Consider the following 15,372-nt stretch of genomic DNA (forward strand, 5'->3'; position numbering starts at 1 on the left):
GCTGCGCGTCGGCCCTGCTGCGTTAAAAACAGGCTCGGAATGCTCATTTACACCAGTAAACTCCGCTTCCTCGCTTGTTCTTGCCTTGCAGGACTCTAGCTCGCTAGATCGTGAACAGGCTCTAAACGCGCCCGGCATTACCGGGCGCCGCTCGTTGCTCAGGGGCGTTCGATGGCCAGCGCCACGCCCTGCCCACCGCCGATACACAGCGTCGCCAGGCCCTTGCGTACCGCGCGGCGCTGCATCTCGTGCAGCAGGGTCACCAGAATACGGCAGCCGGAGGCGCCGATGGGATGGCCCAGCGCAATCGCGCCACCGTTCACGTTGACCTTATCGGCATCCCAGCCCAATTCCTTACCCACCGACAGCGCCTGCACCGCGAAGGCTTCGTTGGCTTCGATCAGGTCCAGCTGGTCCAGCGTCCAGCCCGCTTTCTCCAGGCAGCGGCGGGTGGCGGACACCGGGCCGATGCCCATGATCGCCGGGTCGACACCGGCGTTGGCGTAGCCGACGATCTTCGCCAGCACTGGCAGGCCGAGGGCTTGGGCCTTGCTCGCGCTCATCAGCATGACCGCGGCGGCGCCGTCGTTGAGCGTCGAGGCGTTGCCGGCGGTGACGCTGCCATCCTTCCTGAACGCCGCGCGCAGGCCGCCGAGGGCGTCGGCGGTGGTGCCGGCGCGGGGCTGTTCGTCACGGGCGAAGGCCACGGGCTCGCCCTTGCGCTGCGGGATCATGACCGGGGTGATTTCCGCATCGAAGCGGCCGGCTTCGATGGCGGCGCTGGCGCGCTGCTGCGATTGCGCGGCGAAGGCGTCCTGCTGCGCGCGGTCGATGCCGTACCTGTCGGCCAGGTTCTCCGCGGTGATGCCCATGTGGTAGTCGTTGAAGGCATCCCACAGGCCGTCCGTGATCATGCTGTCGACCAGTTGCGCGTGGCCCATGCGCAGGCCGGTGCGCGCGCCGGGCATGACGTAGGGCGCCAGGCTCATGTTCTCCATGCCGCCGGCGATCACCACCTCGGCGTCGCCGCAGCGGATCGCCTGGGCCGCCAGGTGCAGGGCCTTGAGGCCCGAGCCGCAGACCTTGTTCAGGGTCATGGCCGGCACGGCATGGGGCAGGCCGGCGTTGATCGAGGCCTGGCGCGCGGGGTTCTGCCCGGCGCCGGCGGTGAGCACCTGGCCGAGGATCACTTCATCCACCTGGGCCGGGTCGATACCGGTCTTGCCCAGCAGGGCACGGATCACGGTGGCGCCCAGTTCGACGGCCGGCACATTGGCCAGCGCGCCCTGGAAACTGCCGATGGCGGTGCGGGTTGCAGCTACGATGACGACGTCTTGCATGACGGGCTCCGAATGAAAAGACGTTGCGCCGGGACAGGCTGGTAGAACCTGTCGCCGGGAAAAGGGCGCTCGACTCATCGGCGCCCGTCCGGGAAACAGCGCGCCACGGCGGTGGCCAGCCTGCTGGCGGCAGGTGGAAACCGCAGTATACGGGCGCGCAGGTGACTGGCCAGTTCCAGCCGCGACGGCCGAGGTGCTGCGCTGGCAGGCCCGTGCCGGCTCAGCGCTGGATCGGGCAGCCGGTGGCCTGCCGGATATCCTCGATACTCACGCCTTCGGCCAGTTCCACCAGCGTCAGGCCCTGCTCGGTGACGTCCAGCACGCCGAGGTCGGTGATGATGCGGTCGACCACGCCGAGGCCGGTCAGTGGCAGGTCGCAGGCCGGCAGGATCTTGTGTGCGCCGCCCTTGGCGGTGTGCTCCATCAGCACCACGACGCGCTTGACCCCGGCCACCAGGTCCATGGCGCCGCCCATGCCCTTGACCATCTTGCCGGGGATCATCCAGTTGGCCAGGTCGCCTTTTTCCGACACCTGCATGGCGCCGAGGATGGCCAGGTTGATGTGGCCACCGCGGATCATGGCGAAGCTCTGCGCGTTGTCGAAGAAACTCGAGCCGGGCAGGGCGGTGACGGTCTGCTTGCCGGCGTTGATCAGGTCCGGGTCGATTTCGTCTTCGCTGGGAAAGGGCCCGATGCCGAGCAGGCCGTTCTCGCTCTGCAGCCAGACGTCCATGCCTTCGGGGATGTAGTTGGCCACCAGGGTCGGCAGGCCGATGCCGAGGTTGACGTAGAAGCCGTCCTGCAGCTCCTGGGCGGCGCGTTGCGCCATCTGTTCACGTGTCCAGGCCATGCTCTCAGCTCCTCACCGTGCGTTTTTCGATGCGTTTCTCGGCGTCCGGGTTGTGCACGATGCGGTGCACGTAGATGCCCGGTAGGTGGATCTGGTCCGGGTCCAGCTCGCCGGTTTCGACGATCTGCTCCACCTCGACGACGCAGGTCTCACCGGCCATGGCCGCCAGCGGGTTGAAGTTGCGCGCGGTCTTGCGGAACAGCAGGTTGCCGGCCTTGTCCGCCTTCCACGCCTTGACCAGGGCGATGTCGGCGGTCAGCGATTGCTCCATCACGTACCACTCGCCCTTGAACTGGCGGGTTTCCTTGCCTTCGGCGACCAGCGTGCCGTAGCCGGTACGGGTGAAGAATGCGGGAATGCCGGCGCCACCGGCGCGCAGCTTCTCGGCCAGGGTGCCCTGCGGGGTGAATTCCAGCTCGAGTTCGCCGGCCAGGTACTGGCGCTCGAACTCCTTGTTCTCGCCCACGTAGGAGGCAATCATCTTGCGGATCTGCCGGGTTTCGAGCAGCAGGCCGAGGCCGAAGCCGTCGACGCCGGCGTTGTTGCTGATGGCCGTGAGGTCTTTCTTGCCGCTGTCACGCAGGGCGGCGATCAGCGCCTCGGGGATGCCGCACAGGCCGAAGCCGCCGACGGCGATGGTCATGCCGTCCTCGACCAGGCCTTCCAGGGCGTGGGCGGCGCTGGGGTGGATCTTGTTCATGAATACCTCTCTTGTTGTTCTGTCTGTTTGCCGCGCGCCTGGCGGATGGCCCGCGAGCGGCGATCCGGAGCGTTCATTGGCCCAGCCGGGCGCGCGCCACCCGCGAGCCGTTGGCGCGGCCGAGCAACTGGCTGATGCGCTCGCCAGCGGCGATCAGCGCATCGAGGTCGACACCGGTGTCGATGCCCAGGCCGTTCAACATATAAAGCACATCCTCGCTGGCCACGTTGCCGCTGGCGCCTTTCGCGTAGGGGCAACCGCCAAGCCCGGTCACCGAGCTGTCGAACACCGCGATGCCTTCCAGCAGGCTGGCGTAGACATTCGCCAGCGCCTGGCCGTAGGTGTCGTGGAAATGTCCGGCGAGCTTGTCACGGGGTACACGGCGGCCGACCACATCGATCAACTGGCGGGTCTTGCCCGGCGTGCCGGTGCCGATGGTGTCGCCGAGGGAGACCTCGTAGCAGCCCATGGTGAAGAGTTCATGGGCCACCTGGGCGACCCGCGCCGGATCGACCTCGCCCTCGTAGGGGCAGCCCAGCACGCAGGACACGTAGCCGCGCACCTGGACGCCGTTGACGCGCGCCGCCTCCAGCAGCGGGACGAAGCGCGCCAGGCTCTCGCCGATGGAGCAGTTGATGTTCTTCTGCGAGAAGGCCTCGGACGCCGCGCCGAACACCGCGACCTCCCGTACCCCGGCCTCGATGGCCGCCTCCAGGCCCTGCATATTCGGTGTCAGCGCGGCGTAGGTCACGCCCGCTTGCTGCCCGATCTGCGCGAAGACCTCGGCGGAGCCGGCCATCTGCGGTACCCACTTGGGCGAGACGAAGCTGCCGACCTCGATGTAGCTGAGGCCGGCGGCGGAAAGGTCATCGACCAGGCGCACCTTGTCGGCGACGCTGATCGGCTGTCGCTCGTTCTGCAGGCCATCGCGCGGGCCGACCTCGACCAGGCGCACGTGTTTGGGCAGGCTCATATGGACCTCCAGGGGGTGAGTGCGTGTTGCGGCATCACCCGTTCGTTTATTTCGGCTGATGGTGTACCGGTGGAAAAGCCTGCGGCGTTTTCCACCCTACGTTGGCCTTGCATTCGTGCGTAGGGTGGACAATGGCGAAGCCTTGTCCATCTTTGCATGGCATCAGGCCTCCTCCATTTCCAGCAGCACGGCGCCTTCGCCGACCATTTCGCCTTCGCTGCAGTACAGGCTCTTGACTACGCCGGCCTGGGCGCTGCGGATGCTGTGTTCCATCTTCATCGCCTCCAGCACGATCAGTGCGGTGCCGGCCTCGACGTGCTGGCCGGCCGCGACCAGTACGCGGACGATGCTGCCGTTCATCGGTGCGGTCAGCCCGCCGTGATGCTGGTGGCTGGCCTCGGCTTCGGCGATGGGGTCGAAGGCGCTGACCGCCAGCCATTCGCCGTGCCATTGCAGGTACAGGGTGCGGCCCTGGCGAATCGCTTTCGGTCGACGCACGGCCCCTGTAGGCGCGAGCTTGCTCGCGATGTCCCCTTCGAGTGGTCGATCGCCAGCAAGCTGGCTCCTACAAGGCATGCGCACCGTACGCGAGCGGCCATTGCACTGCAGGTGCAGGCGGCTCTGTGCCAGCATGCCGAAGCGTAGTCCGCTGCGGCTCGACCACGGCGAATGGGCATCATCGGTACGCACGCTGGCGAGCTCGGTTTGCAGGAAGTGCTCGGCGGCCTGTTGCCAGAACTCCTCGGACAGCTCGCCTGCCGGGCGCAGCAGTTCGCCTTCGTGGCGCGGGATGAAGCCGGTATCCAGCTCGGCCTCGGCGAAGGCATGGTGGCCGACCACGCGGCGCAGGAAGGCGAGGTTGGTGCGCACGCCGCCCACGGCGGTTTCGTCGAGCATGGCCAAGAGGCGCAGGCGCGCTTCCTCGCGGTTCTCGCCCCAGGCGATCAGCTTGCCCAGCATCGGGTCGTAGAACGGCGACACCGCATCGCCCTCGGCGACGCCGCTGTCCACGCGCCGGCCCGGGCCTGCGGTCGCTTCACGGTACAGGTCGAGCGTGCCGGTGGCCGGCAGGAAGTCGTTGTCCGGGTCCTCGGCGTACAGGCGCACCTCGATGGCGTGGCCGAGCAGCGGCACCTGCGCCTGGCTGATCGGCAGCGGCTCGCCGCGGGCGACGCGAATCTGCCAGGCGACCAGGTCGAGACCGGTGATGGCCTCGGTGACCGGATGCTCCACCTGCAGGCGAGTGTTCATCTCCATGAAGAAGAACTCGCCGCGGGCATCGAGCAGGAATTCCACGGTGCCGGCGCCGACGTAACCGATGGCCTGGGCCGCCTTCACCGCCGCTTCGCCCATGGCGTGGCGCAGTTCGGGCGTCATGCCAGGCGCGGGCGCTTCCTCGACCACCTTCTGGTGGCGGCGCTGGATCGAGCAGTCGCGCTCGTTCAGATACAGGCAGTTGCCGTGCTGGTCGGCGAACACCTGAATCTCCACGTGGCGCGGCTTCAATACGTACTTTTCCACCAGCATGCGCGCGTCGCCGAACGACGACTGCGCCTCGCGCTGGGCCGAGGCCAGCGCCTCGGCCAGATCCGCCTCGCGCTCGACCACCTTCATGCCCTTGCCGCCACCGCCAGCAGTGGCCTTGAGCAGCACCGGATAGCCGATCACCTCGGCGGCGGCGCGGAAGGTCTCGACGTCCTGGGCTTCGCCGTGATAACCGGGCACCAGCGGCACGCCGGCTTCCTCCATCAGCGCCTTGGCCGCGGACTTGCTGCCCATGGCGTCGATGGCCGAGGCCGGCGGGCCGAGGAAGATCAGCCCGGCCTCTTCGATGGCGCGGGCGAAGCCGGCGTTCTCCGAAAGGAAGCCGTAGCCGGGATGGATGGCCTGGGCGCCGCTGGCGCGGGCCGCTTCGATCAGTTTGTCGACACGCAGGTAGCTATCGGCCGGCTTGGCGCCGCCGAGGTCGATGCGGATATCGGCCTCGCGTGCGTGCCGCGCGGTGGCGTCGATGGCGCTGTGCACGGCGACGGTGGTCAGGCCCATGGCCTTGGCGGTGCGCATCACCCGGCAGGCGATCTCGCCGCGGTTGGCCACCAGCAGGGTATCGATAGGTCGACTCATCAGTTCTTCTCCTGCCAGGCGGGACTGCGTTTTTCCAGAAAGGCATTCAGGCCTTCCTGGCCTTCGGGGCTGACCCGCAGGCCGGCGATCGCCTGCTCGGTGTACTGGCGCAGTTCGGCATCGAACTCGCCGCTGCCCACTTCCAGTAATAGACGCTTGCAGGCCTTGAGTGCCTGCGGGCCGTTCTTGAGCAGGTTGTCGACCCACTGGGCGAGGGCGGCGTCCAGTTCGCTGGCCGGATAGGTTTCGGCGAGCAGGCCGAGTTCGCGGGCGCGATCACCGTCGAAGCGTTCGGCGGTGAGGGCATAACGACGCACGGCGCGCTCGCCGATGGCCTTGACCACGAACGGGCTGATCACCGCCGGCGCCAGGCCGATGCGCACTTCCGACAGGCAGAACAGCGCGTCGTGGGCGCCGATGGCCATGTCGCAGCAGGCGACCAGCCCCAGCGCGCCGCCGAAGGCCGCGCCCTGCACCACGGCCAGGGTCGGTTGCGGGAGTTGGTAGAGGCGCTGCATCAGTTCGCCCAGTTCGTGGGCATCGGCGAGGTTGGCCTGGTAATCGAGCCTGGCCGACTCGCGCATCCAGGCCAGATCGGCGCCGGCGGAGAAGTGCTTGCCGCGCCCGCGCAGCACCAGCAGGCGAATGCTGGCATCGTCGCGCACCCGGGCCAGCACGACGTTCAGTTCGCCGATGACCCGGGCGTCGAAGGCATTGTTCTTGTCCGCGCGGTTCAGCCAGAGGGTGGCCACGCCGCGGGAATCTCGCTCGAGCTGGAGAGTGGTGAAATGGGTCATTTGGACTCCAACGGTGATGATGCGTAGGGCGGGTGAAACCCGCGCGTGATCTGGCGGGTTGCACCCGCCCTACCGGGGCCGCTCACATGCGGAACACGCCGAAGCGGGTCGGCTCGATCGGCGCGTTGAGCGACGCGGACAGCGCCAGCGCCAGTACCTCGCGTGTCTGCGCCGGGTCGATCACGCCGTCGTCCCACAGCCGTGCGCTGGAATAGTAGGGATGGCCCTGGCGCTCGTACTGCTCGAGGATCGGCTGCTTGATGGCCGCCACCTCGTCGTCGCCGAGCTTCTGTCCGGCGCGTTCGCTCTGTTCCTGCTTGACCTGCGCCAGCACGCCGGCGGCCTGTTCGCCGCCCATCACGCCGATCCGCGCGTTGGGCCACATCCACAGCAAGCGCGGGTCGTAGGCGCGCCCGCACATGCCGTAGTTGCCGGCGCCGAAGCTGCCGCCGATGATCACGGTGAACTTCGGCACCCGGGCGCAGGCCACCGCGGTGACCAGCTTGGCGCCATGCTTGGCGATCCCGCCCGCTTCATACTTCTGCCCGACCATGAAGCCGGTGATGTTCTGCAGGAACAGCAGCGGCATGCCGCGTTGGCAGGCCAGTTCGATGAAATGCGCGCCTTTCTGCGCGGCTTCGGCGAAGAGGATGCCGTTGTTGGCGAGGATCGCGATCGGGTAGCCGTGCAGGTGGGCGAAGCCGCACACCAGGGTGGTGCCGAACAGTGCCTTGAACTCATCGAACTCGCTGCCATCGACCAGCCGCGCGATCACCTCGCGCACCTCAAAGGGCTGCTTGGCCTGCGCTGGAATCACGCCGTACAGTTCCTCGGCCGGGTACAGCGGCGCGCGTGGTTCGCGACCCTGCAACTGGCCGAGCTTGCGCCAGTTGAGGTTGGCCACGCAGCGGCGGGCGAGGGCCAGCGCATGCTCGTCGTTCTCGGCGTAGTGGTCGGCCACGCCGGAGGTCTTGCAGTGCACGTCGGCACCGCCCAGTTCCTCGGCGGTGACCACTTCGCCGGTCGCCGCCTTCACCAGCGGCGGGCCGGCGAGGAAAATGGTGGCCTGGTTGCGCACCATGATGGTTTCGTCGGCCATTGCCGGCACATAGGCGCCGCCGGCGGTGCAGGAGCCCATGACCACGGCGATCTGCGGGATGCCCATGGCGCTCATGTTGGCCTGGTTGAAGAAGATCCGGCCGAAGTGTTCGCGATCGGGGAATACCTCGTCCTGGCGCGGCAGGTTGGCGCCGCCGGAGTCCACCAGGTAGAGGCACGGCAGGCGGTTTTCCTGGGCGACGGTCTGGGCGCGCAGGTGCTTCTTCACCGTCAGCGGGTAGTAGGTGCCGCCCTTCACGGTGGCATCGTTGGCGATGATCATGCACTCGACGCCTTCGACGCGGCCGATGCCGGCCACCACGCCAGCGGCGGCGACGTCTTCGCCGTAGACCTCATGGGCCGCCAGCGGCGCCAGTTCGAGAAACGCCGAGCCCGGATCGAGCAGGACATCGATGCGCTCGCGCACCAGCAGCTTGCCTCGCGATACATGGCGCTGCTGGGCAGTCGCGCCGCCGCCTTCACTGACGCGGCCGAGCAGGGCGCGCAGGTTGTTCACCTGTTCGAGCATCGCTGCGCTGTTGGCGGCGAACTCCGTCGAGCGGGTGTTGATCTGGGTATGCAGAATCATGGCTTCTCCATGAGCTGCAAGCTGCAAGCTACAAGCTGCAAGAACGAGCACCGGAGTGCTTCTGCTTGCCGCTTGAGGCTTGTGGCTTGCCGCTTATTTCGTTTCGTTGAACAGCTCGCGGCCGATCAGCATGCGGCGGATTTCGCTGGTGCCGGCGCCGATCTCGTAGAGCTTGGCGTCGCGCAGCAGGCGGCCGGTGGGGAATTCATTGATATAGCCGTTGCCGCCGAGGATCTGGATCGCCTGCAGGGCCATCTGCGTAGCGTTCTCGGCGGTATAGAGGATCACCCCGGCGGCGTCCTTGCGCGTCGTCTCGCCGCGGTCGCAGGCCTGAGCCACGGCATAGAGGTAGGCGCGGCTGGCGTTGAGCTGGGTGTACATGTCGGCCACCTTGCCCTGGATGAACTGGAACTCGCCGATGCTCTGGCCGAACTGCTTGCGGTCGTGGATGTAGGGCACCACCACGTCCAGGCAGGCCTGCATGATCCCGGTGGGGCCGCCGGCGAGCACCACGCGCTCGTAGTCCAGGCCGCTCATCAGCACTTTCACGCCGCCGTTCTCGACACCCAGCACGTTCTCCTCCGGCACCTCGACGTCGTCGAAGAACAGCTCGCAGGTGTTGGAGCCGCGCATGCCGAGCTTGTCGAACTTGTTGCCGCGCGAGAAACCCTTCCAGTCGCGCTCGACGATGAACGCGGTGATGCCGTGCGGACCCTTGTCCAGGGCGGTCTTGGCGTAGATCACGTAGGTGTTGGCGTCCGGGCCGTTGGTAATCCAGGTCTTGCTGCCGTTGAGCACGTAGCGGTCGCCGCGCTTCTCGGCGCGCAGCTTCATCGAGACCACGTCGGAGCCGGCATTCGGCTCGCTCATGGCCAGCGCGCCGACGTGTTCGCCGCTGATCAGCCTGGGCAGGTAGCGGGCCTTCTGCTCGGGGTTGCCGTTGCGGTTGATCTGGTTGACGCAGAGGTTCGAGTGCGCGCCGTAGGAGAGGGCCACCGAGGCCGAACCGCGGCTGATTTCCTCCATCGCCACCACATGGGCCAGGTAGCCGAGGCCGGCGCCGCCGTATTCCTCGGAGACGGTCACGCCGAGCAGACCCATCTCACCGAATTTCTTCCACATGTCCGCGGGGAACAGGTTGTCCTGGTCGATGGCCTCGGCGCGCGGCGCCAGTTCGGCGGCGACGAAGGCCTGCACCTGCTCGCGCAGCATGTCGATGGTTTCACCGAGGGCGAAGTTGAGGCTGGAGTAGTTCATGGGGTCACCTGCTGGTCTTGTATTTGTTCTGTTTCAGAGGGTTCGTTGGGCGGCTTTGGCGCCGCCCGGCCCGGCGCTCCGGCTCCCCTTTTTCGTCATTGGGGGAGTGGGTTGTCAGGTAGTTACCTTTACGTTAACGTAACCGTGCCCTTGGATGACTGTCAACACCGCCGGCGCCCTTGGGAAGTAAAGCCTCATAACAAGCATAAGACCGAGGAAAATCGACATGAGTCTTCCGAGCTATACCTGCGGACCGCAGAGCAAACCCCTGCTGCCCATGACCATCGGCGCGGCCTTCGACCGCACCGTGGAGCGCTTCGCCCAGCGCGAGGCCCTGGTGGTGCGTCATCAGCAACTGCGCTACACATGGGCGGAACTGGCTGATGCGGTGGAGCGGTGCGCGCGCGGGTTGCTGGCGCTCGGTCTCGAGCCTGGCGAGCGGCTCGGGATCTGGTCGCCGAACTGCGCCGAGTGGTGCATCGTCCAGTTCGCCACGGCGAAGATCGGCGTGATACTGGTCAACATCAATCCGGCCTACCGGCTCAACGAACTCGAATACGCGCTGAAGCAGTCCGGCTGTCGCTGGCTGGTCTGTGCCGATGCCTTCAAAACGTCCGATTACCACGCCATGCTGCACGAGCTGCTGCCGGAACTGGAGCGCTCGGCCATCGGTGCGCTGCAGAGCCACATGCTGCCGGAGCTGCGCGGGGTGATCAGCCTCGGCGCCAGGCCGACGGACGGCATGCTGCAGTGGCAGGCGTTGATGGCCATGGCCGAGCAGGTCGGCCCGGAGCAGCTGCGCCAGTGCGGCGAGCGCCTGCAGTTCGACGAACCGATCAACATCCAGTACACCTCCGGCACCACGGGTTTCCCCAAGGGCGCCACGCTGAGCCACTACAACATCCTCAACAACGGCTACATGGTCGGCGAGAGCCTCGGGCTCAGCGAGCACGATCGCTTGGTGATCCCGGTGCCGCTGTACCACTGCTTCGGCATGGTCATGGGCAACCTCGGTTGCGTCACCCACGGCACCACCATGATCTACCCGAGCGCCGCGTTCGAGCCGCAGGCCGCGTTGCAGGCGGTCGCCGAGGAACGCGCCACCGGCCTCTACGGCGTGCCGACCATGTTCATCGCCATGCTCGACCATCCCGAGCGCCAGTCGCTGGATCTGGCTTCCCTGCGCACCGGCATCATGGCCGGCGCCACCTGCCCGATCGAGGTGATGAAGCGGGTCATCGACGAGATGCACATGCAGGAAGTGCAGATCGCCTACGGCATGACCGAAACCAGCCCGGTGTCGACCCAGACCGGCCCGGACGACGATCTCGAACGCCGGGTGACCAGCGTCGGCCGCACCCAGCCGCACCTGGAGAGCAAGGTGGTCGACGAACACGGCGCAGTGGTGCCGCGCGGGCAGATCGGCGAGCTGTGCACCCGCGGCTACAGCGTCATGCTCGGCTACTGGAACAACCCGGAGGCCACCCGCGAGGCCATCGACGGCGCGCGCTGGATGCACACCGGCGACCTCGCGGTGATGGACGACGAGGGCTACCTGAAGATCGTCGGGCGCAACAAGGACATGATCATCCGCGGCGGCGAGAACGTGTATCCGCGCGAGATCGAGGAGTTCCTCTTCACCCACCCGGCGGTGGCCGACGTGCAGGTGATCGGCGTGCCGGACAGCAAGTTCGGTGAGGAGATCGTCGCCTGGATCAAGCTGCATCCGGGCCATCAGGTCGAGGCCGAGACGCTGCGCGAGTTTTGCAAGGGCCGCATCGCTCACTTCAAGACGCCGCGACACATCAGGTTCGTCGACGACTTCCCGATGACCATCAGCGGCAAGGTGCAGAAATTCCGCATGCGCGAGATCAGCGTGGTCGAGCTGGGGCTCAACGAACGCCACTGACGGCATTCGGCCGGAGCCGCGCCGGCCCTACCATTACGGAGTGTTTACATGACCCAGTCGATCAGCCGTTTTCCGCTCGCCGAAAATCTCGATGCGCTGCCGCAGGACGTGCGCGAGCGCATCCTCGCGGTGCAGGCCAAGGCCGGCTTCGTGCCCAACGTGTTTCTCATGCTGGCGCACCGCCCCGACGAATTCCGCGCCTTCTTCGCCTACCACGATGCGCTGATGGAGCGTGCCGCCGACAGCCTGACCCAGGCCGAGAAGGAGATGATCGTGGTCGCCGTCAGCGCCGATCACGGCTGCCTGTACTGCGTGGTCGCCCACGGCGCGATCCTGCGCATCCTCGCCAAGGACCCGCTGATCGCCGATCAGCTCGCGGTCAACTACCGGGCCGCCCCGATCAGTGCGCGCCAGCAGGCGATGCTGGATTTCGCCCTGCATATCGCCGCGCAGCGCGGCGTGCTCGACGATGCCTGGCAGGCGCGGCTCGAAGCGCAAGGCTTCAGCCGCGACGACATCTGGGACATCGGCGGCATCGCCGCCTTCTTCGGGCTATCCAACCGCCTGGTCTCGATGGCGCGCACCCCGCCGAACGAAGAGTTCTACCTGCTGGGCCGCGTGCCCAGAAGCCCCGCGCGCCGGGCCGCTCGGTGAATGGGTGCACGTCATCCTCGGGGTGATCTTCGTGCTCTGCGTGCTGCTGTTCCGCTCCGGCATCGTCGGCTGGCTGGAACGCCTGGTGACGCGCAACTTCAAGTGACGCGGCCATTCAGGCCCCGGTGGTGCAGGGCTCGCCCGGTGTCGCTGGCTGCTGTCGGAGCGGGTTGTCGCGGCGGTCCAGGCGCCCGCTCCAGTTGGTCAACGCCAGGGCGAGCAGCACTACCAGCGAGCCGATCCAGGCGGTATGGATCAGGCCGATGTGCGCAACGATCTGCCCGCCCAGCCAGGCGCCACCGGCAATCCCGAGGTTGAACGCGGCGATGTTCAGCCCGGAGGCGATATCCACCGCCTGGGGCGCATGGTGCTCGGCCTGGCGGACCACATAGACCTGCAGCCCCGGCACGCTGCCGAATGCCACCGCTCCCCAGCACAACACGGTGAGCAACGCCAGCCAGGGATTGGCGGCTGTGAGGGTCAGCGCCAGCAGTACGGCGGCGAGCAGCCCGAAGATGATCTGCAGCGCGCCGATCGGCCCGCGCCTGTCAGCCAGCCGGCCGCCCCAGATATTGCCCACCGCAACCGATATGCCGTAGACCAGCAGCACCAGGCTGACGGTGCCTTCCGCGAAGCCGCTGATCTCCTGCAGCATCGGTGCGAGAAAGGTGAAGGCGATGAAGGTGCCGCCATAGCCCACTGCGGTCATGGCATAGACCAGCAGCAGTCGGGGTTGCTTGAGTACCGCGAGCTGCTGGGAAAGCGATGCTGGCTTGCTGTGGCGGATGTCGCCGGGTACGCAGATCAGGCTGCCGATGAAGGCGATCACGCCGAGCAGCGACACGGCGAGGAAGGTCTCGCGCCAGCCGAAGGTCTGTCCGACGAAGGTGCCCAGGGGTACGCCCGTGACCAGTGCCACGGTCAGCCCGGTGAACATCACCGCGATGGCGCTGGCGGCTTTCTCCCGCGAGACCAGACCGGTGACGATGGTCGAGCCGATGGAGAAGAACACGCCGTGGGCCAGGCCGGTGACGATGCGTGCCAGGATCAGCGCTTCGTAGCCCGGGGCTTGCTAGGCCAGGAGATTGCCGAGGGTGAACAGCAGCATCAGCGCCAGCAGCAAGTGCTTGCGCGTCAGCCTGCCGGTGAGCGCAGTCAGCAGCGGGGCGCCGACTGCCACGCCAAGAGCGTAGAGGCTGACCAGCAGGCCGGCGGACGGCAGGCTGACGCCGAGGTCGCTGGCGATGGTGGGAATCAGGCCGACGATGACGAATTCCGTCGTGCCGATGGCAAAAGCGCTGAGCGTCAGCGCAAGCAGGGCGATGGGCATGGAACACTCCGACTGGGATTGCAGGTGCGCAGTGTCGGCGCCAGACTCTTGCGGAAAATCGGGGTTCAAGGCAAACGCAATTGACTGCGAGTCAGTAATGAAAATGACACTCGACGAACTGCAGGCCTTCACGGCGGTGGTGGATTCCGGTTCGATCAGCGGCGCCGCCGAGCAACTGGGGCAGACGGCATCCGGGGTCAGCCGCGCCCTGGGCCGGCTCGAAACCAAGCTGGCGGTGACCCTGCTTCGGCGCACCACGCGCCGGCTGGAGCTGACCGAGGAAGGTGCGCTGTTCCTGAATCAGGCGCGGCAGATCCTCGACCAGGTGGAAAACGCCGAGGAGCAGATGGCCCGGCGCCTGCAGCACCCGGCAGGGCTGCTGCGGATCAATGCGTCGGCACCGTTCATGTCGCATGTCGTGGTGCCGCTGATCGGCGGGTTCCGTCGGCGCTATCCGGATATCGAGCTGGAGTTGCACAGCAGCGACCGGATCATCGACCTGCTCGAACATCGCACCGACGTGGCGTTGCGCCACGGCTCGCTACCCGATTCCACCCTGCACGCCCGGCCGCTTGGCCGCAGCCGGTTGCGGATACTGGCCAGTCCCGATTACCTGGCCCGACATGGCACACCCATGGCCGTGGAGGACCTGGCCGGCCACCGCCTGCTCGGATTCACCCAGCCGGAGACGCTCAACCAGTGGCCGTTGCGACACCCTTTGGGCGAGCGGCTGCCGATCGTACCGCGGCTGAGCGCATCCAGTGGCGAGACGGTGCGCCAGCTGGCCTTGACGGGGGAGGGGATCGCCTGCCTGTCCGATTTCATGACCGCCGCGGACCGCACCGAGGGGCGCCTGGTCGAGCTGCTGGCGCCGGTCACCGTCGAGGTGCTGCAGCCGATCCACGCCGTGTACTACCGCAACACCGCCCTGGCCTCGCGCATCAGCTGTTTTCTCGACTACCTCGGCGAGCGAATCGCCCGGCAGGCGTGGGCGCAGCACGGTTGAGCGTGAACGATGGGCGATCAGGCGTGCCTAACCTGCCAGGCACTGCTGGAGGATACGTTCATGCCTGGTACCGAACCCTATGCGCAACCGCGACCCGCAGAGTCCTGGTGGCTCGACGAGTCGCCCCTCAACGACCTGGACGAAGCCGAGGACGACACCGATCCGGATGACCCTGAAGCGCTGCCGGAAGAAACGCTCGAACAGCTGGAAAAAGCCGCCCCGCCACCCGACCCGATACCCGATCCGGGGCCGCTGTAGCCAATGAGACCAAGCCAAAGAATTGGATGAAGGTGGGCAGGGAGGATTACCGATCCCTACATCCGCATGAGCCTGTTCCTGCAGGCGGCCTTCGGGCTGCGCCGCGAAGAGTCCATCAAGTTCAGGCTCAGCGACGACCACATCGCCATCAAAGGCTAATGGGCCACAGGTGGGCTTGACCGGGCAGTGCCTATCACGACGCCGGAACAGCGCGTCTTACTGGACGGTGCCCGCCTGCTTGCGGGCTCGGGGGCACTGCTTCCATCGAGTAGATCCCACATCCAACAGCGTCATGTTTATGACGGGCAGCCCAAGGCTGTGGGGGTAAGCAACATGCATGGATTGCAGCATCAATATGCCAGATGCGCCATGAGGCCTTGACCGGCTGGAAGCACCTGCTGTGGTGGAGTTCATCATCGAGCACGACCTCTGGGCAGCGCTTACAAGATCACCAATCCCGACAACTCATCAGTCTTGAGTTAGGACA

12 protein-coding genes and 2 pseudogenes are annotated in these 15,372 nt (G+C 66.7%); 5 read left to right on the forward strand and 9 right to left on the reverse strand.

Going from position 1 to position 15,372, the window contains the following annotated elements:
* Nucleotides 1-158: 158 nt before the first annotated feature.
* The 8 genes from IN820_RS09050 to IN820_RS09085 all read right to left on the reverse strand — a co-directional run bounded on the left by IN820_RS09050 (nucleotide 159) and on the right by IN820_RS09085 (nucleotide 9,728).
* Nucleotides 159-1,340 (reverse strand): acetyl-CoA C-acetyltransferase, encoded by a 1,182-nt coding sequence (locus IN820_RS09050; protein ID WP_193680658.1) that lies wholly within the window; start codon nucleotides 1,338-1,340, stop codon nucleotides 159-161.
* Nucleotides 1,341-1,560: 220 nt separating this feature from the next.
* Nucleotides 1,561-2,190, reverse strand: a complete 630-nt coding sequence (locus IN820_RS09055) for a CoA transferase subunit B (RefSeq protein WP_193680659.1) — start codon at nucleotides 2,188-2,190, stop codon at nucleotides 1,561-1,563.
* A gap of 4 nt (nucleotides 2,191-2,194) precedes the next feature.
* On the reverse strand, nucleotides 2,195-2,890 hold the full coding sequence (locus IN820_RS09060) for a CoA transferase subunit A (RefSeq protein WP_193680660.1): 696 nt from the start codon (nucleotides 2,888-2,890) through the stop codon (nucleotides 2,195-2,197).
* Nucleotides 2,891-2,963: 73 nt separating this feature from the next.
* Complete coding sequence (locus tag IN820_RS09065) at nucleotides 2,964-3,863, reverse strand: hydroxymethylglutaryl-CoA lyase (protein ID WP_193680661.1); 900 nt, start codon at nucleotides 3,861-3,863, stop codon at nucleotides 2,964-2,966.
* A 162-nt stretch (nucleotides 3,864-4,025) separates the two neighbouring features.
* Nucleotides 4,026-5,987 (reverse strand): acetyl/propionyl/methylcrotonyl-CoA carboxylase subunit alpha, encoded by a 1,962-nt coding sequence (locus IN820_RS09070; RefSeq protein ID WP_193680662.1) that lies wholly within the window; start codon nucleotides 5,985-5,987, stop codon nucleotides 4,026-4,028.
* Nucleotides 5,987-6,784, reverse strand: a complete 798-nt coding sequence (locus IN820_RS09075) for a gamma-carboxygeranoyl-CoA hydratase (RefSeq protein WP_193680663.1) — start codon at nucleotides 6,782-6,784, stop codon at nucleotides 5,987-5,989. The genes IN820_RS09070 and IN820_RS09075 overlap by 1 nt, the downstream gene beginning before the upstream one ends.
* Before the next feature lie 82 nt (nucleotides 6,785-6,866).
* On the reverse strand, nucleotides 6,867-8,471 hold the full coding sequence (locus IN820_RS09080; protein WP_193680664.1) for a carboxyl transferase domain-containing protein: 1,605 nt from the start codon (nucleotides 8,469-8,471) through the stop codon (nucleotides 6,867-6,869).
* A 93-nt stretch (nucleotides 8,472-8,564) separates the two neighbouring features.
* The gene (locus tag IN820_RS09085; protein WP_193680665.1) at nucleotides 8,565-9,728 is read right to left on the reverse strand and encodes an isovaleryl-CoA dehydrogenase; all 1,164 of its coding nucleotides are present in this window, start codon (nucleotides 9,726-9,728) and stop codon (nucleotides 8,565-8,567) included.
* Nucleotides 9,729-9,954: 226 nt separating this feature from the next.
* On the opposite strand from IN820_RS09085, the gene IN820_RS09090 reads away from it, so the two are divergent.
* The 3 genes and pseudogenes from IN820_RS09090 to IN820_RS09100 all read left to right on the forward strand — a co-directional run.
* Nucleotides 9,955-11,637, forward strand: a complete 1,683-nt coding sequence (locus tag IN820_RS09090) for an AMP-binding protein (protein WP_193680666.1) — start codon at nucleotides 9,955-9,957, stop codon at nucleotides 11,635-11,637.
* Between the two features lie 48 nt (nucleotides 11,638-11,685).
* A complete protein-coding gene (locus tag IN820_RS09095; RefSeq protein WP_193680667.1) occupies nucleotides 11,686-12,291 on the forward strand; it encodes a peroxidase-related enzyme in 606 nt (201 codons plus the stop codon).
* Nucleotides 12,278-12,397, forward strand: a pseudogene (locus IN820_RS09100) (branched-chain amino acid ABC transporter permease); the annotation flags it as partial. The gene IN820_RS09095 and the pseudogene IN820_RS09100, both read left to right, overlap by 14 nt.
* Nucleotides 12,398-12,406: 9 nt before the next feature.
* Here IN820_RS09100 and IN820_RS09105 read toward each other — a convergent pair.
* A pseudogene (locus IN820_RS09105) lies at nucleotides 12,407-13,621 on the reverse strand (MFS transporter).
* Nucleotides 13,622-13,718: 97 nt separating this feature from the next.
* On the opposite strand from IN820_RS09105, the gene IN820_RS09110 reads away from it, so the two are divergent.
* Together IN820_RS09110 and IN820_RS09115 are read left to right on the forward strand one after the other, a co-directional pair.
* The gene (locus tag IN820_RS09110) at nucleotides 13,719-14,627 is read left to right on the forward strand and encodes a LysR substrate-binding domain-containing protein (RefSeq protein ID WP_193680668.1); all 909 of its coding nucleotides are present in this window, start codon (nucleotides 13,719-13,721) and stop codon (nucleotides 14,625-14,627) included.
* A gap of 60 nt (nucleotides 14,628-14,687) precedes the next feature.
* Complete coding sequence (locus IN820_RS09115; RefSeq protein ID WP_193680669.1) at nucleotides 14,688-14,885, forward strand: hypothetical protein; 198 nt, start codon at nucleotides 14,688-14,690, stop codon at nucleotides 14,883-14,885.
* The last annotated feature ends 487 nt before the right edge of the window (nucleotides 14,886-15,372 follow it).

It is taken from the genome of Pseudomonas lopnurensis, from assembly GCF_015070855.1.
Classification (GTDB): domain Bacteria; phylum Pseudomonadota; class Gammaproteobacteria; order Pseudomonadales; family Pseudomonadaceae; genus Stutzerimonas; species Stutzerimonas lopnurensis.